Origin of the sequence: Haladaptatus sp. DYF46 (genome assembly GCF_021083305.1) — an archaeon.
Lineage (GTDB): Archaea > Halobacteriota > Halobacteria > Halobacteriales > Haladaptataceae > Haladaptatus.
In genome coordinates this window covers 31,478-53,738 of sequence record NZ_JAJFAY010000004.1, presented here as the reverse complement: position 1 = coordinate 53,738, position 22,261 = coordinate 31,478, and the positions used below count along the sequence as shown (strand labels likewise).

The 22,261-nt window shown below is 56.2% G+C and carries 21 protein-coding genes and 2 pseudogenes; 11 read left to right on the top strand and 12 right to left on the bottom strand.

From position 1 onward, the window contains the following. Window positions 1–115 precede the first annotated feature (115 nt). On the top strand, window positions 116–520 hold the full coding sequence (locus LJF34_RS18310; RefSeq protein ID WP_231186757.1) for a hypothetical protein: 405 nt from the start codon (window positions 116–118) through the stop codon (window positions 518–520). Window positions 521–554: 34 nt separating this feature from the next. On the opposite strand, the gene LJF34_RS18305 is transcribed toward LJF34_RS18310, so the two are convergent. Beyond that, window positions 555–2,201, bottom strand: a complete 1,647-nt coding sequence (locus tag LJF34_RS18305; RefSeq protein WP_231186756.1) for a hypothetical protein — start codon at window positions 2,199–2,201, stop codon at window positions 555–557. On the opposite strand from LJF34_RS18305, the gene LJF34_RS18300 reads away from it, so the two are divergent. After that, window positions 2,189–3,148, top strand: coding sequence for a hypothetical protein (locus tag LJF34_RS18300; RefSeq protein ID WP_231186755.1), 960 nt, complete (start codon window positions 2,189–2,191; stop codon window positions 3,146–3,148). The two genes, LJF34_RS18305 and LJF34_RS18300, sit on opposite strands and share 13 nt — an antisense overlap. A gap of 73 nt (window positions 3,149–3,221) precedes the next feature. Here LJF34_RS18300 and LJF34_RS18295 read toward each other — a convergent pair whose 3' ends face one another. Both LJF34_RS18295 and LJF34_RS18290 read right to left on the bottom strand, forming a co-directional pair. Further along, complete coding sequence (locus LJF34_RS18295; RefSeq protein ID WP_231186754.1) at window positions 3,222–4,475, bottom strand: FG-GAP-like repeat-containing protein; 1,254 nt, start codon at window positions 4,473–4,475, stop codon at window positions 3,222–3,224. A gap of 86 nt (window positions 4,476–4,561) precedes the next feature. Beyond that, the gene (locus LJF34_RS18290) at window positions 4,562–5,140 is read right to left on the bottom strand and encodes a histidine phosphatase family protein (protein WP_231186753.1); all 579 of its coding nucleotides are present in this window, start codon (window positions 5,138–5,140) and stop codon (window positions 4,562–4,564) included. Between the two features lie 114 nt (window positions 5,141–5,254). Here LJF34_RS18290 and LJF34_RS18285 point away from each other — a divergent pair, with 114 nt between their 5' ends. Beyond that, window positions 5,255–6,040 carry a PHP domain-containing protein gene (locus tag LJF34_RS18285; protein WP_231186752.1) on the top strand — a complete coding sequence of 262 codons (786 nt, stop codon included), beginning with the start codon at window positions 5,255–5,257 and terminating at the stop codon, window positions 6,038–6,040. 19 nt (window positions 6,041–6,059) lie between these two features. Here LJF34_RS18285 and LJF34_RS18280 read toward each other — a convergent pair whose 3' ends face one another. Then, complete coding sequence (locus LJF34_RS18280; protein ID WP_231186751.1) at window positions 6,060–7,238, bottom strand: AI-2E family transporter; 1,179 nt, start codon at window positions 7,236–7,238, stop codon at window positions 6,060–6,062. Between the two features lie 282 nt (window positions 7,239–7,520). Between LJF34_RS18280 and LJF34_RS18275 the strand changes: the two genes are divergently transcribed. Then, window positions 7,521–8,138 carry a GAP family protein gene (locus tag LJF34_RS18275; RefSeq protein ID WP_231186750.1) on the top strand — a complete coding sequence of 206 codons (618 nt, stop codon included), beginning with the start codon at window positions 7,521–7,523 and terminating at the stop codon, window positions 8,136–8,138. A gap of 911 nt (window positions 8,139–9,049) precedes the next feature. Here LJF34_RS18275 and LJF34_RS18270 read toward each other — a convergent pair. The 3 genes from LJF34_RS18270 to LJF34_RS18260 form a co-directional block, all read right to left on the bottom strand. Continuing rightward, on the bottom strand, window positions 9,050–9,526 hold the full coding sequence (locus tag LJF34_RS18270) for a hypothetical protein (protein WP_231186749.1): 477 nt from the start codon (window positions 9,524–9,526) through the stop codon (window positions 9,050–9,052). Between the two features lie 92 nt (window positions 9,527–9,618). Continuing rightward, complete coding sequence (locus LJF34_RS18265; RefSeq protein ID WP_231186748.1) at window positions 9,619–9,819, bottom strand: hypothetical protein; 201 nt, start codon at window positions 9,817–9,819, stop codon at window positions 9,619–9,621. A gap of 570 nt (window positions 9,820–10,389) precedes the next feature. Continuing rightward, window positions 10,390–10,749: a hypothetical protein gene (locus LJF34_RS18260; protein WP_231186747.1), complete on the bottom strand. Its 360-nt coding sequence runs from the start codon at window positions 10,747–10,749 to the stop codon at window positions 10,390–10,392. Between the two features lie 310 nt (window positions 10,750–11,059). Between LJF34_RS18260 and LJF34_RS18255 the strand changes: the two genes are divergently transcribed. The 3 genes and pseudogenes from LJF34_RS18255 to LJF34_RS18245 all read left to right on the top strand — a co-directional run. Then, on the top strand, window positions 11,060–12,001 hold the full coding sequence (locus tag LJF34_RS18255) for an NADP-dependent oxidoreductase (RefSeq protein WP_231186746.1): 942 nt from the start codon (window positions 11,060–11,062) through the stop codon (window positions 11,999–12,001). Between the two features lie 99 nt (window positions 12,002–12,100). Further along, window positions 12,101–12,592: a hypothetical protein gene (locus LJF34_RS18250; protein ID WP_231186745.1), complete on the top strand. Its 492-nt coding sequence runs from the start codon at window positions 12,101–12,103 to the stop codon at window positions 12,590–12,592. 467 nt (window positions 12,593–13,059) lie between these two features. Further along, window positions 13,060–13,431, top strand: a pseudogene (locus LJF34_RS18245) (transposase); the annotation flags it as partial. A 364-nt stretch (window positions 13,432–13,795) separates the two neighbouring features. Here the strand turns inward: LJF34_RS18245 and LJF34_RS18240 are convergent. Then, entirely contained in the window at window positions 13,796–14,494 is a 699-nt protein-coding gene (locus LJF34_RS18240) for a haloacid dehalogenase type II (RefSeq protein ID WP_231186744.1), read from the bottom strand. A 53-nt stretch (window positions 14,495–14,547) separates the two neighbouring features. On the opposite strand from LJF34_RS18240, the pseudogene LJF34_RS18235 reads away from it, so the two are divergent. From LJF34_RS18235 to LJF34_RS18225, 3 genes and pseudogenes are all read left to right on the top strand, one after another. Continuing rightward, window positions 14,548–14,706, top strand: a pseudogene (locus LJF34_RS18235) (transposase); the annotation flags it as partial. 638 nt (window positions 14,707–15,344) lie between these two features. Then, a complete protein-coding gene (locus LJF34_RS18230; RefSeq protein ID WP_342765887.1) occupies window positions 15,345–15,854 on the top strand; it encodes a plastocyanin/azurin family copper-binding protein in 510 nt (169 codons plus the stop codon). A gap of 424 nt (window positions 15,855–16,278) precedes the next feature. Next, a complete protein-coding gene (locus tag LJF34_RS18225; protein WP_231186743.1) occupies window positions 16,279–18,549 on the top strand; it encodes a twin-arginine translocase subunit TatC in 2,271 nt (756 codons plus the stop codon). A gap of 235 nt (window positions 18,550–18,784) precedes the next feature. Here LJF34_RS18225 and LJF34_RS18220 read toward each other — a convergent pair whose 3' ends face one another. Beyond that, entirely contained in the window at window positions 18,785–19,204 is a 420-nt protein-coding gene (locus tag LJF34_RS18220) for a hypothetical protein (protein ID WP_231186742.1), read from the bottom strand. Window positions 19,205–19,303: 99 nt separating this feature from the next. Between LJF34_RS18220 and LJF34_RS18215 the strand changes: the two genes are divergently transcribed. After that, window positions 19,304–19,735 (top strand): hypothetical protein, encoded by a 432-nt coding sequence (locus LJF34_RS18215; protein WP_231186741.1) that lies wholly within the window; start codon window positions 19,304–19,306, stop codon window positions 19,733–19,735. 68 nt (window positions 19,736–19,803) lie between these two features. Here LJF34_RS18215 and LJF34_RS18210 read toward each other — a convergent pair whose 3' ends face one another. The 3 genes from LJF34_RS18210 to LJF34_RS18200 all read right to left on the bottom strand — a co-directional run bounded on the left by LJF34_RS18210 (window position 19,804) and on the right by LJF34_RS18200 (window position 22,162). Further along, on the bottom strand, window positions 19,804–20,373 hold the full coding sequence (locus tag LJF34_RS18210; protein ID WP_231186740.1) for a helix-turn-helix domain-containing protein: 570 nt from the start codon (window positions 20,371–20,373) through the stop codon (window positions 19,804–19,806). 627 nt (window positions 20,374–21,000) lie between these two features. Further along, a complete protein-coding gene (locus LJF34_RS18205; protein ID WP_231186739.1) occupies window positions 21,001–21,462 on the bottom strand; it encodes a hypothetical protein in 462 nt (153 codons plus the stop codon). 187 nt (window positions 21,463–21,649) lie between these two features. Then, a complete protein-coding gene (locus LJF34_RS18200) occupies window positions 21,650–22,162 on the bottom strand; it encodes a hypothetical protein (RefSeq protein ID WP_231186738.1) in 513 nt (170 codons plus the stop codon). Window positions 22,163–22,261 lie beyond the last annotated feature (99 nt).

Sequence of the window (22,261 nt, the reverse complement as noted above, 5' to 3'; positions counted from 1 at the left end):
ACCGTTCTCGGTCGTTTTCGACGGCCGTACCAGCGGCGCTATTTCCGTCCCCGACCTATGGGACCCCGAGAATCCGACGAGCGACCCGTCGAATTCCGTTTCGGAGCCACCGACCATGAACACCTCTGCACGACGTGCCGACGCGACGGCCACCGATGCGAATCGCCGATCGAGACGCCACCAGTTCGCGGTTGCGGGTGCCGGACTCGTCCTCATCACGGGGCTGCTTCATCTCGCTTTGGTCCCCGAGCATCTGGAGGAAGCCACCTACCTCGGCGTGCTCTTCGCCGCGGACTTCGTCGCGACAGTGGTCGCCGCCGTCGGTATCTATCGGAATCGGCAGTGGGGATGGTGGCTCGGCGTCGCCATTGCGGTCGTCGCCATCGTACTCTACGTCGCTCACGTTACGGTCGGGCTTCCGGTCGTCGGGGCCGAGGAACCGGAGACGCTGGGAGTGGTGACGAAAGTCGTGGAACTGCTGTACTTGGGCGTCGCGGCGGTGTGGCTACGTAACGGCTGACCACCGCTGTTTCTGACGTCGGATCCGTCCCGTTTCAGGAGACCACCGGTTGCGAGATTATCCACAGCGAGAGGACCGTGTACCCGACCATCAGCACGACCAACGGGAGGTGTCCCCGTCGGGCGGCCGAGGCGGTTTCGAACCGCTCGACTGCGACGTAGTGGGCGGCGACCACCGCGATGACGTGGCCCAGCACGATGAGGAGGACCTGTGATCCCCAGAACGCCGGAAGCGAGAGCCAGCCGAGCGGATTCACCGCCTGGACGCCGGGCGCGACGGGGTGGAGCGCGACGGCGACGAGTTGCCCGACGTAGCGGAACACGTAGGTGTAGTTGTGCGCCACCTCGTAGGCCGCCGCGATGGGCAGGACCGTCGGCGCGAACGCCTGTGCGGTCCCGCGCCATCCGGGCGCGAGCGGCCGTCCGTCCCCGTCCGCCACTTGTCCACCGTCGGTGTTCGCGTCGGCGATGCGTCCCGCACGCGTCGCCTCGCTCCCGCCCAGTCGCTCGACGAGCACACTGGCGAGCGTGAACGAAACGACGAACCCGACCAGTCCGACGGCGTACAGCAGGACGCTCGTTTCCGGCCCCGTCCCCAGCGCGTCTCGGGTGCCGAACAGCACGTCCTGATACGTCCGCGTGTTGGTGAACCCGTCGAAGCTCACGGTGTAGACGGCGGTGACGACGAACGCGACCAGCGAAAAGCTTCGAACCGGTTCGACGCTTCCCTGCCACGGTGCTCGAAGCGAGACGTCCGTGCCTCCGCCCTCCGTCCGGTCGATGGTGACGGAGGAAACCCGTCCGAAAAGCCGATAGAGAACCGAGAGCGGGTCGGCGCGCCGGAACCACTCCGTTCCGTACAGCACGCTCCCGATGATCATCAGGCTGGCGTACACCGCGAGAACGACGGTGGTCAACTGCGGACTGGTCGGAATGTAGGTCAAGTTCTCGAAGATGCCCATGAGGAGGACGAACCCGACGAACGCCGGCCAACTGGCGAGTCGTTTCGGGTAGGACCCGAGGACGGCCAATCGTTCGCCTTCGAGCCACGTGAACCCGCGATAGAGGGTCCGCCACGGCGAGAGGACGGCCCACGGCGTTCCGAGGAGAATCGAGAGGAGGGCGACCCCGCGGAACCATACCGGCCACGTGAATACGGTCGCGAAGTTCCCCTCCTGTGCTTGTTTTCCGACCACGCCGAGGACCAGCGCGGTGACGAACCCGGCGAAGAAGACGAGCCGAAGGGTCAGCCGAATCGCCGCCGAAACCGACGGCGGAACGGTGAGAACGCGGGTCCGCTGCGCGCTCTCCGCGGGCGTCCGTTCGGTGAACGCGAGCCATCCCGCGGTCAGCGCGACGGTCGCGCCCGCACCGAGAAACAACAGCGGAAGCGGGAGCGGCGAAGCGAAGTTCGAGGACGGGACTTGGTGTGCGCTCGCCAGTCCCGGCACCGCTCCGAGCGCGAACAGAACGACGAGGAGGACTCGTAACCGTCCCCCGATTCTACGAGGCTTCCCGTTTCCACGCTTCATCGTGCGCCCGTAGAGGCCGAACGGGAAAAGCAACTGCGATTCTGCGTCGGAACGGCACCGCCCGATTCCGCTCGTCGGGGGCCACTCGGAATCTCCGACCCAGAACGTATTTGCGCCCGTGACGGCAATCCACCGCCATGTCTTCGTCATCGTTCGACGCGGCGGCGCTGTCGTCGCTCCCGTCGTTCGTCGCGCTCGAAACCGCGCCCGTTCTCATGGGACGAAAGGACGGTGCGAGCATCCAGATGAGCGACCGCTACTTCGAAAATCAGCTCTCGGTGCTTCGAAGCCTCGACGGCGCGTCGTTCACCGACCGCATCGAATCCCTCTCCCAATCATACGAAACCGTTCAGGACGCCTCGATACACCTCGATTCGCTATCCGTCGGGACGCTCGAACACGCGGCGAACAACGTCCACGAAACGTATCGCTCGATGCCGGAGACGAAACTGCTCCGCTCGTCGTTTCCCGGCGACTGTCTCACCCTTCCCGAGTTCGTTCGAACCGGCGGGAACGGCATCGACTTCGGCCTTCGGGCGTACTTCTTCCGCGAAGGCGACGCGCCGGACCCGGAGGACGTCATCCACCGAAACGTCGTCGGCGTGGTGGAAGAGACGGAACGCGAGTTCGAACGCTATCAGGGCGGCCTCCATGACTACCCCGACTGCTGTATCGACGCCTTCATGGACCGCTCGCCGGACGCGGACGCGCCCGAAGTGCGTTCCGTCGAGGCGCTATCGTGCGTCCGAGAGGAGCGAATCGGCGCGTCCGGCGTCTCCATCACGGACATCCTCCCCGGCTTCTTCGAGGAGCCACACGCCTACTCCTTCTTCTCGCGCAAATTCTTCCCCGAATCCGACTGCGTGACGGCTCAAGAGTGCGGCCGGGACATCCTCGAAGGGTTGACGGCGGCGTTTCCCGATCGGATGGCTCGGGATATCTTTCGGCTCAACTACGCGCTCTGTTTCACACTCGCTCACAGTCTCACCCCGGAGGGCGGGGAACTCCCCCGCGTCGGGTCGCTGGGAACCGAACACGTCTACGCCTCTCTCCCGCTGAAAAACGCACTCTCTGTGCCGCGGTATCGGTCGTCGTAACATCGAAATCGAAGTCAAAATCGAATTCCTCGTCCGCTGATTTCCGTCCGACGACTCCTTGTCCACCGTCCCGCTATTCCTCGCTGTAGTCCAGCGCTACGACCCGTCCGTCGCCGTAGACGGCCAGTATCTCGGGTTTCCCGTCGTCGTCGATGTCAGCCAGTTTGACGTGGGTCCAAATCGGAACGCTCCGCTCGTAGTTCGCGAGGACGGACCCGGTGTCCGGGTTTATCACCGACACGCTGCCGGTTTCGGTGACCGCGACCAGTTCTTTCCTTCCGTCCCCGTTCAGGTCCCCGAGCATCGGTGGCGGCATCGTCTGGACGTTTTCGGTGGTCAGCGTCGTCGTCCACTCGGCGCTCCCGTCGCTCGCATCGAGCGCCCTGAGTTTTCCGACTTCCGTGTCTCCCTGTTCGTGGAGCGCGGACGCATATATCTCCACCTGCCCGTCTCCGTCACCGTCGCCGACTGACTTCACTGCGGCCATCCCGCCGAACGATTTCGACCATTGGTCCGTTCCCGTCTTCCCGTCGATGACGGTAACGGCTCCGTTGAACGTTCCCGCGGCGATTTCGACGGCGGGGTCGCCGTCGGTCTGTCCGGTCGTCATCCAGTTGACGCTCCCGTCGGTTCCCGTCCGCCACTTCACGCTCCCGTCCGGTTCGTACACGGTGACGTTTTGCTCCCCGACGGCGAGTTCCGACGTCCCGTCGCCGTCGAAGTCCGCGACGGCCGGCGCGGCGACGACGGTGGTGGAGGTATCGATGTGTTTCTTCCAGATCAGGCTTCCGTCCTCCGAGTAGACGAAGACGGTTCCGTTCAGGTCCGTGACGACGATTTCCTTCCCCGGGTCGGGCGTAAAGTCGGTCACGATGGGTTTCGTGTAGCCCCACCACGAGAGGTTCCCCGAGAACTCCCGTTCGCCCCCGGCCGAGAACCCGAGGATCTTCTCCTCGGTCGTCGCCACGAACACGTCCTGGGTGCCGTCACCGTCGTAATCCGCGAAAACCGGGTCGCCGTAGCCGTGGATGTTGCAGGCCTCTCTGGGCATCGTCGTCTGCCACCCTTTCGTCCCGTTCGCGTCCAACTCGACGAGCGAGCACGTCCCTTTGTCCTGCTCAACGTTGACCGAGACGACGATTCGCTTCGACCCGTTTACCTCCGCCACCGCCGGAACGTGGTGGTTTCCGATCGTGTTCCGGGCGGTGTCGGACACCCACTTCTCCGTCAGTTGACCCTGCCGATTCGGTTGGGTGACGGCGTACACCCCGGCACCGACGAGGGAGAGAAGGAGAATCGCGATGACCGCCATCGTTCGGGTACGCATTGGCTCACTCTACCGACGGAGAACGGAAAAACTGCCCGCATCGTTCGTCTCGCGTACTAGTCGTTCGTTTGGAAGGCGGGGGCAATTCACCCGTATCGACGCGTGATTTCTACCGGGTCGTCCCGGTTCCCGTCCGAAAACTCGACTTCGTACACGTCCGGCGTCGTCAGGTCGGCTCGCCAGAACTCGACGTCGAACCGTTCGTCGTACGCGTTCAGGACGAGCGTGAGGAGGTTCCCGTGCGTTCCGACGACAACGGATTCCCCCGCGTGGCGGTCGATTGTCCGCTCGACTGCCGCGAGACCGCGGGTCTGTGCGTCGTCGTTCGACTCGCCGTCGGGCCACGCGAACGACCAGTCCGACCAGACCCGCTCGATGGCGCTTTCGAACGTCTCGCCGACGGTTTCCACGGGACCGTCTGTCAACTGCCGCTCACTGAACCCTTCGTCCTCGGCGATTTTCATCCCGTGGTCGTCCGCGACCGGACGCACCGTCTGCCGGGTGCGGGCGAACGGACTCGAAACCACGGCGTCGATTTTCTCGTCCGCGAGCACCGCCGCGACATGCTCTGCATCCCGACGCCATCGCTCGGAAAGCGGCCGTTCCGCCTCGCGGTTCGGGACCCACGGCGAATGGGCGTGACGAACGAAGTAGAGAGTACTCATGCGTTTCCCACGTTCGGTTTTGGAATGAGGGTTTTGAATCTCGCTCGCCCCTTCCGGATTTTTCACGCTTCCGACAGCGGATTTTATATCGTTCCTCGCCCACGCTTCTATCGAATGCGAGATTTTCACACCCATTCGAACTACTCCGACGGGTCGTTCCTCTTCCGGATGGTTCGTGCCGCCGAGGACGCAAACCTCGACGGAATCGGGTTCGCGGACCACTGCACCGTCTCCGCCCGCGAGTACACGAAGGACGCTCGCGCCGCGAGGGGATTCAATCTCGACGTCACCTACGAACGACGACGGCGGGCCATCGAGGAGTTGCGCGAGGATGCGGCCGTCGAGATTTACGACGCCGTCGAGATGGATTACGACCCCCGCGACGAGGCCGAGATACGCGACTTCCTCGACCGCGCCGACTTCGATTACGTCATCGGCAGCGTTCACGACATCTCGGAGATGAACGTGCAGGTCCCCTCGAACTTTGCGCCCATGTCGGACGAGGAACGCGACGGCATCGTGGACCGTTACTTCGACACCCTCTCCGCCCTCGTCGAGTCCGAGTTGTTCGACATCGCCGCCCACCCCGACCTGATAGAGCGAACCCCCGGACTCCGTGGGCGCGCGACGGACGATCACTACCGGCGGCTCGCACGGGCGTTCGCGTCGTCCCGAACCGTCCCCGAAATCAACGCCGGTCGCGCCCTGACCGACGCGGGAATCGTCCATCCCGCCGAACGCTTCTTCTCAACTCTCCGCGAGTACGACGTTCCGTTCACCGTCGGGTCCGATTCGCACGAACCCGAACAGGTCGGTGCCCGCCGCGAGTTCCTCGGAACCCACCTCGAAACGGTCGACGTGGATCCCGTCTCCCCGCCGAGCCTCGATCTCGACGGCTGACCTTTCGGTCGCTCTTCGGTCACTCCCCGCCGTCGGTCGCCTCGCCGCCCCGCCTCGTGTCGTCGAATCCCTCGTCCGTCTCCCGGGCCGTGGTCGGGCCGATGTCGAGACGGCCGGAGCGCTCCTCGCCGCGGAGTCGCGGCACGGCAACTTGGAAGAACTGAACGACCACGACCATCAGGAGCGGTCCCAAAAAGACGCCGTACCATCCGAACAGTATCGGCCCGAGGAGGTAGGCGAACATGACGAGCGAGAGGTGGAACAGCTTTCCCGAGAGGTACGGTCGGATGTACGTCCGAACCACGTTGTCGAACGCGAGCGTCATGAACAGGAAGAACACCAGCGGATACCAGAGGTCGTTCGGGTCGCGCTGAATCGCCCCCAGCGCCAGAAACGCCGCGATGGCGATGTAGACGACTGAACGCCCGACCAGCGGGACGAGCGTGAAGATGCCCGTGATGACCGCGAGGAGTATCGTCGCCGGAATGAGGAGGTTGTTCGGCGCGAAGAGGTTGAAGAGGTTGTAGATTATCGCGGTGAGTATCATGATTACGAAGATGGTCAACGTGTACCCGAAGTACACCGAGTTCAGCCCCGAATCGACCGCTTCGAGGTAGTCCGTGAACACCGGGTCGCCGTCGAGCAGTTGCTCTTTTCCCCACCGAGCGAGGCGCTCGTCCTCCACGAGGAGGAAAAAGCCGAGCAGCAACGAGAGGAACAGCATGAAGATGCTCGACGCCACGGCACCGACGAACGACTGCGCGCTGGTCAGCGCCGACTGCACCGACGGGTCCTTGAGCGTCGTGGTCGCCGTATCGAGCAACTTGTTCGGGTCGTTCGGAATCGTGGTACTCGGCAGTTCACCGAGGAGGCGCGCTGCCAATCCCGTGTTCGCAATGGAGGCCAACTGCCCGATAGCTATCGAGAAGAAGACCCCCAAGAAGAGTACAACGGGTATGACGATGAGCAAAAGTGACAACGCCGCCGAGGCGTTCCTGCCCTTTATTCGACGCCCGATATATCGGTTTATCGGCCGCGCGACGTAGTAGGTGAACAGGCCGAATACCACCCACGGCAGGAACGTGTACGCCACCGCGGCGACGATACCGAACACTATCAGGCCGACGACCCACCACTTTAGTCCCGGCCGAACGATACGAACCCGCATCGCTTCTGAACTCGCCCCACTCCCAGACATGTGCTTCCGTACGTCACCGACAGCGTTAGCTCTGCCGTCGGTGGTCATCCCGTCTGCAGTCGTCCTCATCCGTCCGCGGTCCTTCGTGTCCCTTTCGCGTGAACGCCACCGCAACGGCTATCCTGTTAGACAACATACGTATATCGAACGGCACGACCCGGCGCTTGCGCCCGGTCGTGTTCCGGGGGCAAGTGACATGATCGACTCGAAATCGACAATCGAGCGGGGGTACGGACGCCGGGAACGTCGAGCAGCGGTGCGATACGGCGGAACGCGGGGACGATGAGTTTTCTCCAAGTCCTTCCGCTGGCGTTCGTGATGATCGCGGGACCCCAGATCCTCAGTGCTATCTTTCTCGCCACGAGCGAGAACTGGCGGCGGAACTCCGCCGCGTTCGTCTTCGGCGCGGCGCTCTCCATTACCCTGCTTGTCTCGCTCGCCTTCTTTCTCGGCATCGGCGCGAACCGCCAACGGGGGTCGAACACCACCCTCTCGGCCATCGTTCTCGTCCTCCTGCTCGTCGCCATGGTGCACACCTATTTGACCCGCGAGGAGTCGGAACCACCGAAGTGGATGGGGAAGTTGACGTCCGCGAATCCGCGCTTCGCGTTCAGACTCGGCTTTCTCCTCCTCGGGTTCTTCCCGACCGATATCCTCACTTCGGTCGCTGTCGGGTCCTACCTCGCCGCGAACGGGTTGGCGTGGACGGATTCCCTCGGGTTCATCGCGATCACGCTGCTGTTATTGGCGCTCCCGTCGCTCACCCTGCTCGCGTTCGGCGAACGGGCACAAGCGTGGCTACCGAAGGCGCGCGAGTGGATGAACGATAACTCCTGGGTCGTCAGCGAGGCCGTGATTTTACTGTTCATCGGCATGAGCCTGAACAACCTCCTCGGGTAGCCGTTCCTCTATCGCGCTCCAACCTTCTACGCCACTCCGAAAGTTGAGACCAGTGTGCTCGATGCATGGATTCTCACCCTCCTCGATTTATTCACTCATTCTCCGACGAAACAGCTATCGCATTCGCTTCGTGTATTATTCGACCGTTACACGATCAGGAGATGGTAACTCACGAAGCTCTGGATTGTGTCCCACGAAGAACGCCCACACCTTCGCGCATACGCGTCACGTAGGAGTGCGGAGTCTTCCGCTCCCGTGTCCGATCCGTCACCGTCTGTAACTATCGAATTTCCGCTGTCCTTGGCTTGCCGCTCGTCACCTGACAACGGCGAGGGTTCGCCGGACTGGTTGTCGTCCGGTACCGTATTTGCGGATGGGATCGAGACGGTTGCAAATACGATCGCAGCGATTCCGAACGTAATGGCGTCAAGGACAAACAATGTAATCGCGCTGAAAAGCCCATAAGGACACCACCAACCCCATTCGCTACCATGTCGAACCCTTGGTAGGCGACCGAAAACGCTGAATTGGCCCCGATCAGTTCTTCCCTATCGAGGATCCGTTGGATTACAGGTGCAAGTTTGAGACAGATCAGTCCGCCCGCCTGCTGAGTCTCGTCGGTCGCAGCATCTAGCCCTTGCTCTGAAAGACGTTTAATGACTTCTAACCGATAAGTTCCACTCTTGGAGATTCTAGGTGCTGTGTGTATCCAGACTTTGCGCCGATTACTCCGCCGAGCGCTGGCTGGTCGAAGGTTGGGGGAGTCACCCTCATATTCGCCATCACTACCATTGAACTGCTCTGCGAACCATTCTGACTGTGACGCAGCAGCTATTTCCCACGGCAGAAAGGAGACTGCTTGGAAGGATCGCGCAGGTCCGAACCAGCTAGCGAGAGGCCGACAGAGAGGATTAGCCTTCCATGTCCGTTACTGCCATTCCGATCCCGTATGTCAGTGAGACTAACGCGACACCGAACATGAGAAGCCACAAGATGAGAATGAGGTTAAGCGGAACGCTCTTCACTCCCTCGGGGAGGCCGTGCTTTACTGCGATCTTATTTGGAACGATCGGGCGGTAGACCAGCTGTACAACCATCAGAACGAGACCAGTGGTGGCACCGAAGGCAATCGCCCACCAACTTCCGCCATCGTTGGGGGTCTGTCGGAGGACACTGACATAGTCGATCATGAGCGTAACCCCGATGGAGTACAGGAGACAGATGGTAATCGATACTACAGAATAATCCAGTAACAGAAAATGCGAACTGAGGCCGATACATATCCCTCCAACCCCACCAACGAGTGCTGCTCGCTTCGTTGGCGGATCTCGGGTCGTCTTCTTGGACGCTGAAAACGGAGTGGAGTGGTTTGATCGATCGGGATTCATCTGATACTCACCAGCTATTGACGGGGAAATCGGCTCAGGGATTCCGTTCAATATACAAGAAGGTCTATAATTGTAATAAAGAAACCGATCTTCTATAGCGAATTGTTCGTGAGTGCTCGCCGTCTCCAGATCAGCAAGGCGAGTGCCTCGAAGAACAAAGGTTCGTAGAGATTAGCATAAACGTCTCCGTTCTTCTTGACGACCTCCTTTGTGTTGTAGAGGTTGCCGTAGATAGCAGTCGAAGAACCGTACTCTATCTCATTGAACTTCTGGAGGAGTGTGTTCTTCTTCACCCTCAGTTGTGAACTAGGTCTGATTGTGACCCGAAACGAACAGAAGTTGAGACTAAGACTCCCGATGTATATGGTGGGTTTGGGGACAGTCAATCTCTTGGTGCAGATCGACGTGACCGGCGAGTACAAGCCATCGCCTGTTGTGACGGTAAACACGGTTTTGACCGTGCTGAAGCAAACTGGCATCGGTTAGAACTGATTCGAGCCGGTGAGCTCCGGGCGATCAGTGGCAGCGCTGGTTCGGCCAGTCACTAAATGATAAAAATTTTAAAAATATAATTAGAAACGGTTTCCGAAGTTCAGTGTAAAGCGGTTGTCGAGAGTTGGATCGGCTGAAATCGTGCATTCTGGCGATGCTATCGCCCGTGTTGTCTCATTTTCGATCAAGAAAATGGAAGTTGAGCCTAGCTCTCTCAATGCATGAGAAAGCTCCCTCCTGGGACAAACATGGCGATAGAAGCTTGTGAGTTGTCGTGTGGTACTAACTGGGAGCTATACAGAAAGTGAACCGATGATAGTTCATACTCAATGCATTTTTTGTACGCTAACGGGTATATGTGTCCACCATACTCAGTGAAAAACTTCGTTGGTCTCGCCGATCATGGTTACCCGGATTTCATCCTCAGGAAGGTATTCGATGGATTCGAAAAACACCTCGTGTTCATCGAGTGGTCGGAGAATTCCGCGGATCGGACCGGGAAGCCGACTGTGAACGTACATGAGTCCGGTACCGTCTCCCGCGTCCGAAACGCTGTGATCGATTGCGTTTGAGTTTTGCTTGATCAACTGACGAATACGGTTGGGGTCGCCATAGACACGAGCTAACATGACCATCGTTCCATCATCAAGCACGTTGATGTGAAGGACCGATTTCCGAGCGGTAGCGCCCATTTCGCGAACAGTTGGGTAAAATCCGTCAGCCCGTGCCACGACGAACGTAATCGATCTCATGGTGTATCGTGCTCTTGCGTCTGACTCGGTTGTCCCACTGTACTACCGTTGAGGAGGCAGCTGGTTAAATACTGCCCCATTTTTGGGGCGGTCGGTTCATTCGAATACGAAACGTAGCATTCAGTGTGGTAAGACTGCGATACGACGAATTCGACGGTGGATGGAAAACTCGCACACCGCGGTGGGTCGCAACGATGCTCAATCGATGGCGGCTACAATCTTTTCCGGTGAATCAGCTATCCAATCGCCGAAAAATGACTCACTCTTACAAAATCCAGTGTGGCCATATATGAACGCAATACGTATTCATGAGTTCGGTGATGTATCGAACCTTCAGTACGAGGAAATAGAGACGCCCGAACCAGCCGACGATGAAGTGCGTGTTCGGATTCACGCGGTCGGTGTAAACCCCGCCGATTGTAAGATTCGCCAAGGAGCACCATTCCCCATCGAGCTCCCGTGGATTCCCGGGTGGGACATCGCTGGCGTCGTCGACGAAGTCGGAAGCGCCGTCACTGAATTCGAGCCGGACGACGAGGTTTACGGGTTTCTCCCGTTTCCTGGCGAGGGCGGCGCGTACGCGGAGGCGGTCACGGTTTCGCCGACGAATATCAGCCGAAAACCCGACTCGCTCTCGTTCGAGGAGGCTGCCGGGATTCCGATGGCGGGACTCACCGCGTGGCGGTCGCTCAAATTGACCGACCTCGAAGCCGGCCAGCGCGTGCTGGTTCACGCCGCGGCGGGCGGTGTGGGTCACTTCGCCGTCCAGTTCGCAAAGCACCAGGGCGCCCACGTCATCGGCACCGCTTCCGGGTCGAACGAGGAGTACCTCCGCGATCTGGGTGTGGACGAGTTCGTCAACTACCGCGAGGAGCGTTTCGAGGATACCGTCGAACCGGTTGATGTGGTGATCGATGCTATCGGAGGTGATACCTTCACTCGTTCGATCGAAATCACCAAGGAAGGCGGGGTCATCGACAATCTCCCGCTGAACGTCACGTCGGAACAGGAGGAAGCAGCTGATGCGCACGGCGTCCGCGTGATTCAGTCCGACACAGGCGATCCGGAGTGGCTCAACGAGATCAGCGAACTCTTGGAAGCTGGTACTGTCGTGCCGACGGTCGATACGGTGTTCCCACTGGTCGAAGCACGGGTTGCACACGAACTGAGCGAGGGAGGGCATGCTCGCGGAAAAATCATCCTCAAACCGAGCGGAGGAATTGAGAATTGACGCAGTAAATATGGTGTACCGTTGATGCCCCCGACTACTGAGTACCGCGTTACTGAGGTTCGAGCAGAGATGTAAGAGGCAGGCAGAGTTGAACGGGCCGTGCGGGTCCTTCGAGAACAAATCGGGGCCAAAAAATCAGAGGAGAAAATGACAATCAAAAATCTAGAAGAAGACAGAGGTGCATTAGTATCGACATTAAATACCAACGAAGGGCGCTACTGGGCGCTCGGTTTTGGAAGTTCCATGATCCATCAGATAGATGAACTCATAGAATCAGGAAATCCGACTCGAATACTAGCTCTACCTTTGTTTCCAATCGTCCTTATCGTTTCTCAACTCATGCCAAAACGAGTTCGAGCAGTGTTCGCAATTCTATTTGGAACGACTTTTATCTCAGGTGTTTTCTTAGGTCACATAATTCCCTATATTCGAGAAGATCGTATGACACCTGCAACTGGGACTGGAGTTTTCCATCTGGCCGGCGGGATAATACTCGTTGGACTCGGTATCTCGTTACTGAGTGATTCACAGAGCGAATCATCAGAAGAGGAGACAACTATGCTCCCTACTGACAGTGAGTCGAACCAGTAAGTGAAAGTAAAAATTGCTTTTCCATTGTTAATTCAAACCAAGTACCTCAGGTTTGGGCTTGAACTCCCCCGTGAACTGACAATTCTCAGACACAGAGAATCTCGCATTCGGATCGAAATTCTCGTACCGGCTAAAGTAAGTTTCTAGTGTGATATCAATAATTGAACAACTAGTTCTCGTCATCTGCTCCGAGGGCTGGATAGAGAGATGCCGTCAATGGGATCCGGACGGACGTGAGCGAGATTCACCGACGGCGCAGTCAGTGAGTCTTTATTGTCCCTGTTTTAACCGTAAACGGCACAGCCTGGCGCATCCCAACGGGAAAGTGTTAGTTATCTATGGTGGTTCTGGCCAATCAATAACTGCCCGAGAGTCCTCTTGGCATGGAACTGTATTCGTCTCCGGCAGTTACTTATCATGGAACTCAAGGGGTATCCTCAGCTAGATGAAAGACCATGGTGGTTTGTAGGCTTCCGTTGGATGACGATGAGCGGCACGAAACGACGCTGGTGTACCGACGTCGGGACAACTCCAAGCGTACCGATTATCGCCAGTATTCAGTGTTCATGACGAATGGCGACCCCAGTCTATTGCGCGAGTATTCATATCACTGGGAGATTGAAAGTGGCTACAAGAGCATCAAACGGTTCATGGCAACAACTACATCGAAGAACTTCGTGTTGCGGTTCTTCTCCTTCGCGTTTGCAAGCCTGCTGTATTCGATTTGGCGTGCAGTTGATCTCCTTGTGCAGGTTGAATTGACGGATGAGTACGAGCACTCACCGATTGTGACGGCAAACACGGTTCTGACCCTGTTGAAGCAAACAGGAATCGGCTAAAGCCGCCGAATAGCACAGTGAACGCCCGTGGATGAGCAACAGCTTTGGCTCAAACAGCCCGCAAATTGAGAGAATTCCAGAATACTAACAAGAGTTGACTCTTAGATTCCGATTTGGAATGGTTGTAGAGCGATAAATCCGCCGAAATCGTGCATCCTGGGTACGCTGTTGCCGCTGTAGTCACAACTTCCAACGGACGACAGAAGTTGAGACTGCATCGCCCAATGCATATGGCAGTAGCCCATATCTTGTCACTTCGTTTCAACAATCCCTCACTAGAAAGCCGATACAGAGAAAATGAAAACAGAACAACTAGTCGCCGAAAATAAAATGTATCCAAATATGCTGAGTACTTATCTATGGATCACACCTCTGTATTCTCCGTCGTCAGCGACTCTGCCAATTCGTGAAAGCTCTCGATAATCAAATCAGGTTCTCTCCCGTAGGGTTCCCACGCTCGGCCTTTTCGATTGAGCCAGACGCCTTGCATCCCGGCGTTCAGCGCCCCATTCACATCACTCCAACTTGCGGTTACGTGAACGAGGTTTCCGAGGGGCACGCCAATGCGTTCGGCTGTGTGTTCGTATAACTCCCGTGTCGGCTTATACAGATGGATGTCATCGGCGCTAATCACACCAGTGATGACGTCCGCAAGGTTGGTATGGTCGACCAAAGAATCGAGCAGTGCTGGATCACCATTGGAGAGAATATAGATGTTGTACCCAGTATCGCGGATGGTCTCAAGCCCTTCTCGAACATCCTCAAAGACGTCCAATTCATGATACACCGAGAGAACCTCTTCGATCTCATCGTCCGTCAGGTTCACATCGAAGACATCGAGGGCATATTTGAGTGCGAGCCGGTGTCGATCTACTGCTGGCCGATAAACATTGGTTTCGTTTCCAACCATCGCATATTCTCGCGTGCGAAGTTGCCACACCCGGGCAAGTGCTGTGGCCTCCGGGGTATGGGCTTCAAGTGCCTTTCGTGACGACTCAACATCAACAAGGGTGCTGTACGAATCAACGACCACCGATTCAATTCGGGATGAATCTATCCCCATGTTGGAAATTGGATTCTCTCGTTATAAATGAGTCAGGTCAAGGCAATATTGTACTGCGGTTCTTCTCCTTCGCGTTTGCCTGTCTACTCTACTCGATTTGGCGAGCGGTCGATTTACTGGTCCAAGTCAACTTGACTGGCAAGTACAAGCGGTCACCAGTTGTGACCGCAAACATGGTCCTTACACTGTTGAAGCAAACAGGAATCGGCTAGAACAGATTTGGAGCCGGTGAACGCCAGGTAATCAGCGGCAGCGCTGATCCGACTGGTCGCTAATTCGGGGAAGAGTTAGAATAGTAATCAGAATCGATGTCTGAGTTCCAGTTTGAAGTGCTTGCAGTGGGCGGTTTGCTCCAAATCGTGCATTCTGGAACCTCTGTATCTACTCTAGTCTCAACTTGCCGCGCTCAATTTTGATATAGCGCCATGCAATATATCGTCTTCGAAACGCTCGAATTTGGTGATTACAGCCTTTCATCCGGTGTTCTACACTGGAAGCAGTGGTGTCTGAGCTACTTCCGGTTATTTCCATAAGCGGAAGTAACCCACCCCCGGGACCCCCACATCAATCTATGCGCAACGCTTTCCCACCCTGAACTGGTGGGTGACCTAAGTGAATTGTAACGAACGGTTTGTACGCTATCTGCGCTCGACGTGGTCAAACACCCCGAGAAGTACGGTGGTGGCGACTGCGGTGGGCGCTCCGTGTCGAGAAGACTAGCGATCACTGACTAAGTAGAAATTTGGGGACAGTCTCATTTTGAGGTGGCTGATGACAATTGTGGGTTGCTGACCTCACAGATGAATCTCAAACTTGTCCTCAAGGAGGGTAGTCCACTCGACGCTCTCAAATGAAGGAGATGAAGGATAAAGGTTCTCGTTATCCCAACTTAGTAGGAACCAATGCGAGGTATTTCGTGATAGTGCCTCAAAATCAAAGTATGAAGCGACGGGCATTCTTAGCTGGGGTCACTGGTGCCACATCCATCAGTATCGCAGGATGTTCAAGTGCCTTGTTTGGGTCAGAGAGATTAAACGGTGATATTGTCATGGGATCTGAGACGTTCAATCCAAATGAGCTTGAAGTAAAAAAGGGAGATACAGTTACTTGGGCAAACGACGACATACGCAGACATAGTGTTACGGCATACGAAACTAACATTCCAGAAGCTGCCGAATACTTCGCGTCTGGTGGATTCAATTCAGAACAGGCTGCCCGCGATGCCTGGCAGAAAGGTCGCGGTACAATTGATCCCAAAACCACGTTTAAACATACTTTTGAGGTTCCTGGGACGTATTCATACTTTTGTGTCCCGCATGAAGTCGGTGGAATGACTGGTACTATCGTGGTGACTGAATAGTCGTCTATGCTTTGTGGTCCACTGAAAAATAGGGACAGATTTCTCTCATGCTTGTGCGGGAGGACTGCAGTAAGTCTCTCCGCCTGAGGGAGACACCGAATGACGCCGGACCGGTGTCAAAGTGTGGTCAGACTATGGCCGGACGGTGATTTGTGGTCCGACAGCAATCACAATTCATCCATGCGGCCACGAGATCGGCCATATGGCGGCGTTCATTGATGTTCCGGACCTTGATCCATTGTTGTCTGGCAAGTGGCTCACGAGGTTCCTCGATACTGACGACGACTGACGCCTCCTGATGCTTTCAGCATCCATTCCAATTTGTTGGTCTTTCACTCGGGCCAGTGTATCCGTTCTTATAGGCTCTCATCATGTTGGGTGACGAGAAAATTGATAACTGACACCCTGGTATCCTCCCGAAAGAATGTCCAATTCGGGGAGCGGTATCATCGATGAAGACACCGCACAGACAGTCGCGAGCGGTCGCGAAACACTCGGCTCGATGCTCTCGGCAGCACAGACACATCTCCAAAAAGTGTTTCTCGTCTTCGTCGCCGGATTCATCGGCACGTTCTACGCGATGGATACGGTCGCATGGCCGTTCCTCCGCCGAGTCATGACGCAGGAAATGCCGAAGTCGGTGATGCGACACGTCGATATCGTTGCGGTGACGCCGTTCGACGTCATTCTCTTGAAAGCGAAAATAGGGACGGTCGCAGGCGTCATTCTCGCGATTCCCGTGTTGCTCTTTTTCGCTCGTGGCGCGATCCGGCGACAGGGGTGGTATCCCGATGCCTCCGTTTCCTACTGGAAGGGTGGTGTCGTCGTCCTGCTCGGAGCGGGTCTCTTTGCTGCTGGACTCGCGTACGGCTACTCCTTGTTCTTCCCGCTGATGTTCAATTTCTTGGCGAAGAACGCCGTCAATGCCGGATTCAGCCCGAAATACGGTATCGTTTCGTGGACACAGTTCGTACTCGTCCTCTCGTTCTCGTTCGGGCTGGCTGCCGAAATGCCGCTCGTCATGAGTGCGCTGGGCTATACCGGCATCGTTCCCTACGAAACGTTTCGCGACAAGTGGAAGTACGCCGTCCTCGGGATCTTTACCTTCGGCGCGTTCTTCTCACCACCGGACCCATTCACCCAAATCATGTGGGCAGCCCCGCTGCTCGTCCTCTACGCGCTCAGCCTCTATCTGACGAAAATCGTCGTTACCATCAAGCGCGGAAGTGAGGAGGTGAGCCTCGGCGGGACGGTTCAGCAGAAGTGGAATACCATCCTCGGTATCGTCTTCATCGGCGGCGTTGGCACGTACCTACTTATCTCGCAGGGGGCGGGCGTTTACCTGAATCGAGAACTGATTCCGACGCTCAACGACACCCTGCCGACGAAGTACCACGTCCCCGTTGTTCCGAGCGTCGAGAACTTGTTCGGTCTCCCTCGTGAACAGGCTCTCATCGTCGAGGCGGTAGTCGTCGCGGCGGGCGCATTCCTGCTGGCGGTGCTGTACTACCTGTTCGCCTCACTCGAAGCAGACGCGGACATGACCTCGTCGGGCGGTGCTCCGCCCGCCATCGACGTCGACGAACTCGACGCGGCTGATGTACGCGCGGCACCCCCGGAGATATTCGAGGCGATGAGCGGCGACGAGTCGCTCGACCACGCTCGGACCGCGATGTCGAACGACAACCCCGAGAAAGCCCAAGCCATCCTCGACCGCTACGACGACAGCAATCAGGAAGCAGCGGAAGCGGACGAGGCAGCGCAGGATACACAGTCAACGGGGAGCATCGAGAGTGAGGGCGATGCACCGCTCGCCGAGGACGTGGCTCGCCAGCAGGGCAGTAGCGCCGATGGCGACGGCAACGTCGTCCAGAGTACGGCCGCGGGCATGATGAATGCGTTCTCGGAGGACGAGACAACTGAGGATGACATTGGCGGCTACTACTACGATATCGCCTTCATCTTCCAGTCGATCACGACGAAGATTTTCTGGGTTGTCGGCATCTTCATGCTCGTCCTCGCGGGGTCGTTCCTCGTCCTCTACAAGGGAGGGATGGAGGCTATCAACAAGGACTTCACACGGCGTGTTCCCGAGGGCGTTGTGCAGGGTGACCCGGCCCAGTTGTTGAACATCGTCACGCTCCACCCGGTCGAGGCGCTTATCTTCGAGGTGAAGGTCTCAACGCTCCTCGGTGCGGTCGCAGCGGTTCCTGTGCTACTGTACTTCGCGTGGCCTGCGATGAAAGAGCGGGGCATCGCCCGTGGGAACCGCAATGTATTCTTCGTGTGGGGCTTCGCGCTGTTCGCTGGACTGTTCGCCGGGAGCTACGTCGGCTATACACAGGTAGCACCACGTATCATCTCATGGCTCGTCTGGGATGCTCAGCAGGCGAACATGGTTATCTACTACCGAGTCAAGAGCTTCTTCTGGCTCGTGTTCGCCACGACCATCGGTATCGGCCTGCTCGCGGACGTCATTGTGACGATGGTTCTGTTCAATGAGGGCGGTATCGTCTCCTATGACACCTTCCGTGAACACTGGCGGGTGGTCGTCATTGGAACGTTTGCGCTCGGCGGGCTGCTGACGCCCGATAGCCTTTACACGATGTTCCTCGTCGCCGTCCCGACCACCGTAGCCTACGTCCTCGGACTGGGCCTGCTGACGGTCACGACCGTTGGTGGCCACCGTGGATAGACCTCGTGCGCTGCGATTCGGCTCACGAGTGACTTCCGTTTCTCGGCGTTCGATGCGACCCAGTCGACCCTCTCTTATTCACTTATTCATCTGTTTTTGCTGGTACAGGCACTAATGGAGTTAGTATACTATACTAACTTTGGGCATTCACTCTCGCTCTGGCTGGTGATAATTTACAGCGATTCACGATGATGGCTTATTTTACTATCGTAGCTGCCTATCTCCCCTCTCATAGTCATGAATTAGCGAATATCCGACGAAGACAGAGACCAATTGCCCCACCAATTGTCCCAAAAATAGCGGCAGTAACAAGGCCAACGATACCAGCCCACAGAATTCGGAATGGAAGACCTGGCGTTTCGCCGGTAATGCCTATTCCAACAAGGTGGATTCCAAATCCTGCGCCGAATGCAAAGACGAATAACCAGACACGATGAAGATGCTGATCACGAACAGCAAGTACTGCACTCCCGATGAGAAGCCCGAGCGCAAAATACTCTAATCGTAAAAATCGAAATACGGGGAGATCAAAGCGTTTAATTGCAGATAAAAGGCCAGCTGAACACACAAACAACCCGAGTGCGATACAGACCGTTTGAATGAATTTCTTTGGATTGGATATTGTAGTAGGAGGTTTGTTCTTCTTGTTCTCCATACCGTATCTCAACCAAGAAAATAGATGAAGGTTAGTTAAACTCAAAATCGATTTTGAATTATCCAAACGAATTACTTCCACACTTCCGACTACTCGGTTATGACATCCCAGCAGCGTCGACTGCCGCTCTGGTTCGGCCGATCATCCTATCGATCACTCTGGTTTCTCGTCTTCGCAGCCGTCCTTTTTCTCTGCCTTTTCGCCCTTCATGTACCGGCCATAGCTGGCGAGCTCGCGTCGTATGGAATTCCTGTTGGATTTGGCGTCGATTTAGTAATTCTATTTGCGCTCATGCTCATTCCTGCAGCGCTCAACGCGTATCTGAACGACGGCCTACTCATTAGCATTGCTCTCGCTGCGAGTCCACTCTTTGGCGTTGTTCTTGGGAGTATGTTGTATACGTCGCCACTATCTCAACTGAACTATACTACTCTCTTCCACACAACACTCCCATTCATGGCAATTGCTATTGGGCTCGCCGCTGGGCTCGGGTTTGTACTTGGGAGTGGCGCCCGACGACTTCGCGCATAATTTCGTAACCAGAACAGACCGTACCTCTTCGCATTACCCACTAGCCAGAATACTGCACCTGAGATCGTTCAGTTGTGAGACGCTTGCCACCAGAGGGCGATCAGAAGAATCACAAGGCCACCGATGAAGAACGCAAGCCCTGTTGGCCACCCAGCTGGCTCCGGTTGGCCACCAGCTGCGGTCTGCGCCATGAACGGAAACCCCTCAACAAGCGTGTGCACGATGAGACTGAGGAATGCAAGCGCACCAATCGCACCAAGAAACCGTTTGAGTATCGAACGAATCCCATGTGTCCGCTCTTCAGTTCCAACAACAAGCACGACCGGGTTCTCACCGGGGGCATAGATTTTCATCTCACGGCCTTTTTCGGAATATCGTGTATCCGCGACTTGGACTAACTCGGCATCAACGAGTGCGTCAAGATGGTAGGAAACGGTTTGAATTGACGTTTCAAGACGATCAGCGAGTTCAGACGACGTTCCTGGCTCGTCATTGATTGTCACGAGAAGGTTGCGAGCCGTCGCAGACGACAGCGTCTCAAAGACTGCATCTGTATCTCGTTCATCGATTCCAAGAATTTGGATCTCACCAGCTTGCTTAGTGTCGATCTCCGGGGTCGAACTGGGTAACAGAGACATGACTGATCAGTTGCATATTCCTGCTCGAACAGGGTATGGCACGCATGCGAGCAGGAAGGAGGGGTGGCGGGGTAGGTGGGAAGTATGGATCAGGAGTGATGGCGCCAGACCCATGTTGGAACCCATTCAGGGTGTCAGCGGCGACCACGCCACAGATAATCGCTTAGCAGGGTTCGGTATATGCTTTGTGCTACTATTCGAAACAAAGACAGTTTTCTTTTCTTTAAGAGTGGGGTAACCAACCAACTCCGCATTGAATGCTATAGTCATAGCGTCACAACCTTGCATATTTGCGCTTTCCACGGTCATATTCGACGTGAACGATACCGCTATGACACACTACAGCATGCACACCAGTGCTGGATACTATCCGCCGTGGCAATTTGTGATAGTGTACAGCGAACGTGGGAAACTCTTCACAGGTACTACACCTTGTCGTCCCACGTTTCACTGAATTCCGGCATCCGTCTGATAGTCTTATTAAACAATGAGGCGGACCACAACAAAACCGAGACGGGTAGATTGTAAAGTATCGCCTTCGAAGCCCATCCATAATCTCAGACAGTCCATGTGCCGTACGTGTGTTCTCTTACCAGTTGCACTCCAATTCCTGACACTAGATCACAATTACGGCGAGGATACCCAGTAGCGATCAACGACCCAGGGGAAGAAACTGATCGCTATTGCACTGATAGTTATCCCGACGAGTGCTGAGAGATACATCGAATGCGAAAACGACCCAATGTAGCTACCACAATATCCCGCAACTAATAGGAGCAGGTTGTAATAGAGTATTCGCACGACAAACAACGAGGGTGTCAACGAAAGCCACCCAGACTCTGTTCGCGTTGGTGGTGTCACCCATTCACCATAGAACAGAGCAATACCGACAACGGCGGTTCCCCACCCAAAGACAAGCGCATTTTTAACCCCGATTGCAGAAATCGGCTCTAGATTGAGGATGACAAGAAGGATCGGGAGTGCAGGGATCGAGATATCGAATACTGCGTACACCAGGTCACCAACGGGATCAGTGGCCGAGACGGTTGGAAATCTCTGTTCTGATTTTCGGGGTGTTGGGGATGACATTGGTACTCACACTCTCAATTTCGAACTTCAGCAACGTACGTCAAAAAATTATTGTTACATTCTATTACTATGGGTCTGAACTCATCGGGGGATGTTTCACTATTTGACCAGACTTGCTCATTCACCGGTTGTCGTGGCCATCTTTTCCAATATGATTCGATAGGCCGGTAGAGTCACTGGTATCAGATCACGTGTGCCGCCGGGCCGCAATTGCTCCAGCTATCGACGGAAAACTCCCAACCGCAAGTCCGCCAATCAATACTGCCCACCCCATTGGGAGTAAGGGAAGTTGGGTTGCTTTGCCAAGGAAATCACCACCATAGGCGATGACTGCTAACGCGAGGTTGAAATAGAGGAACCGAAGGCCGATCAGCAGTGGAGTTAGCGAAACCCAACCGGGGATGTCAGTAAAGAGCGGCTGTATCCAGCCGCCACGAATCAAGGCTGTTCCGAGTACCATTGTTAGCCATCCAATCATGGCTGCGCTTTTGACCCCGCCAAAATCGACTGCTGTGGTCACCATGATGACATACAGCAGTGGAATACAAGGAACGGAGATATCGGCAAATGCATAGACGGTGTCATCGATGAGGAGGCCAAGGCCATCTTTTTCGACGGTTGTGAGTGTCCCATGGCCGCTGAATGAGCGTCGGGTGTTGGTCTCTGCTGGTCGGGGAGTGCGTCCTGGTGGACCAGACATGGTATTTCAAACTACTCTGTACGGTAATAAAAACATTCAGAATTACTACACTTCTATCACATTTCTGAACACAAATTAGACACGAGGTTGCCGATTCGG

Bases quoted from the DNA above. Each gene is read 5' to 3' on its own strand.
- LJF34_RS18310 (WP_231186757.1), top strand. From the start codon at position 116: ATGAACACCTCTGCACGACGTGCCGACGCGACGGCCACCGATGCGAAT.
- LJF34_RS18210 (WP_231186740.1), bottom strand. From the start codon at position 20,373: ATGTCTCTGTTACCCAGTTCGACCCCGGAGATCGACACTAAGCAAGCT.
- LJF34_RS18230 (WP_342765887.1), top strand. From the start codon at position 15,345: ATGAAGGAGATGAAGGATAAAGGTTCTCGTTATCCCAACTTAGTAGGA.
- LJF34_RS18270 (WP_231186749.1), bottom strand. From the start codon at position 9,526: ATGAATCCCGATCGATCAAACCACTCCACTCCGTTTTCAGCGTCCAAG.
- LJF34_RS18200 (WP_231186738.1), bottom strand. From the start codon at position 22,162: ATGTCTGGTCCACCAGGACGCACTCCCCGACCAGCAGAGACCAACACC.
- LJF34_RS18280 (WP_231186751.1), bottom strand. From the start codon at position 7,238: ATGTCTGGGAGTGGGGCGAGTTCAGAAGCGATGCGGGTTCGTATCGTT.
- LJF34_RS18300 (WP_231186755.1), top strand. From the start codon at position 2,189: ATGTCTTCGTCATCGTTCGACGCGGCGGCGCTGTCGTCGCTCCCGTCG.
- LJF34_RS18240 (WP_231186744.1), bottom strand. From the start codon at position 14,494: ATGGGGATAGATTCATCCCGAATTGAATCGGTGGTCGTTGATTCGTAC.
- LJF34_RS18255 (WP_231186746.1), top strand. From the start codon at position 11,060: ATGAACGCAATACGTATTCATGAGTTCGGTGATGTATCGAACCTTCAG.
- LJF34_RS18295 (WP_231186754.1), bottom strand. From the start codon at position 4,475: ATGCGTACCCGAACGATGGCGGTCATCGCGATTCTCCTTCTCTCCCTC.
- LJF34_RS18215 (WP_231186741.1), top strand. From the start codon at position 19,304: ATGACATCCCAGCAGCGTCGACTGCCGCTCTGGTTCGGCCGATCATCC.
- LJF34_RS18305 (WP_231186756.1), bottom strand. From the start codon at position 2,201: ATGACGAAGACATGGCGGTGGATTGCCGTCACGGGCGCAAATACGTTC.
- LJF34_RS18205 (WP_231186739.1), bottom strand. From the start codon at position 21,462: ATGTCATCCCCAACACCCCGAAAATCAGAACAGAGATTTCCAACCGTC.
- LJF34_RS18290 (WP_231186753.1), bottom strand. From the start codon at position 5,140: ATGAGTACTCTCTACTTCGTTCGTCACGCCCATTCGCCGTGGGTCCCG.
- LJF34_RS18220 (WP_231186742.1), bottom strand. From the start codon at position 19,204: ATGGAGAACAAGAAGAACAAACCTCCTACTACAATATCCAATCCAAAG.
- LJF34_RS18275 (WP_231186750.1), top strand. From the start codon at position 7,521: ATGAGTTTTCTCCAAGTCCTTCCGCTGGCGTTCGTGATGATCGCGGGA.
- LJF34_RS18285 (WP_231186752.1), top strand. From the start codon at position 5,255: ATGCGAGATTTTCACACCCATTCGAACTACTCCGACGGGTCGTTCCTC.
- LJF34_RS18225 (WP_231186743.1), top strand. From the start codon at position 16,279: ATGTCCAATTCGGGGAGCGGTATCATCGATGAAGACACCGCACAGACA.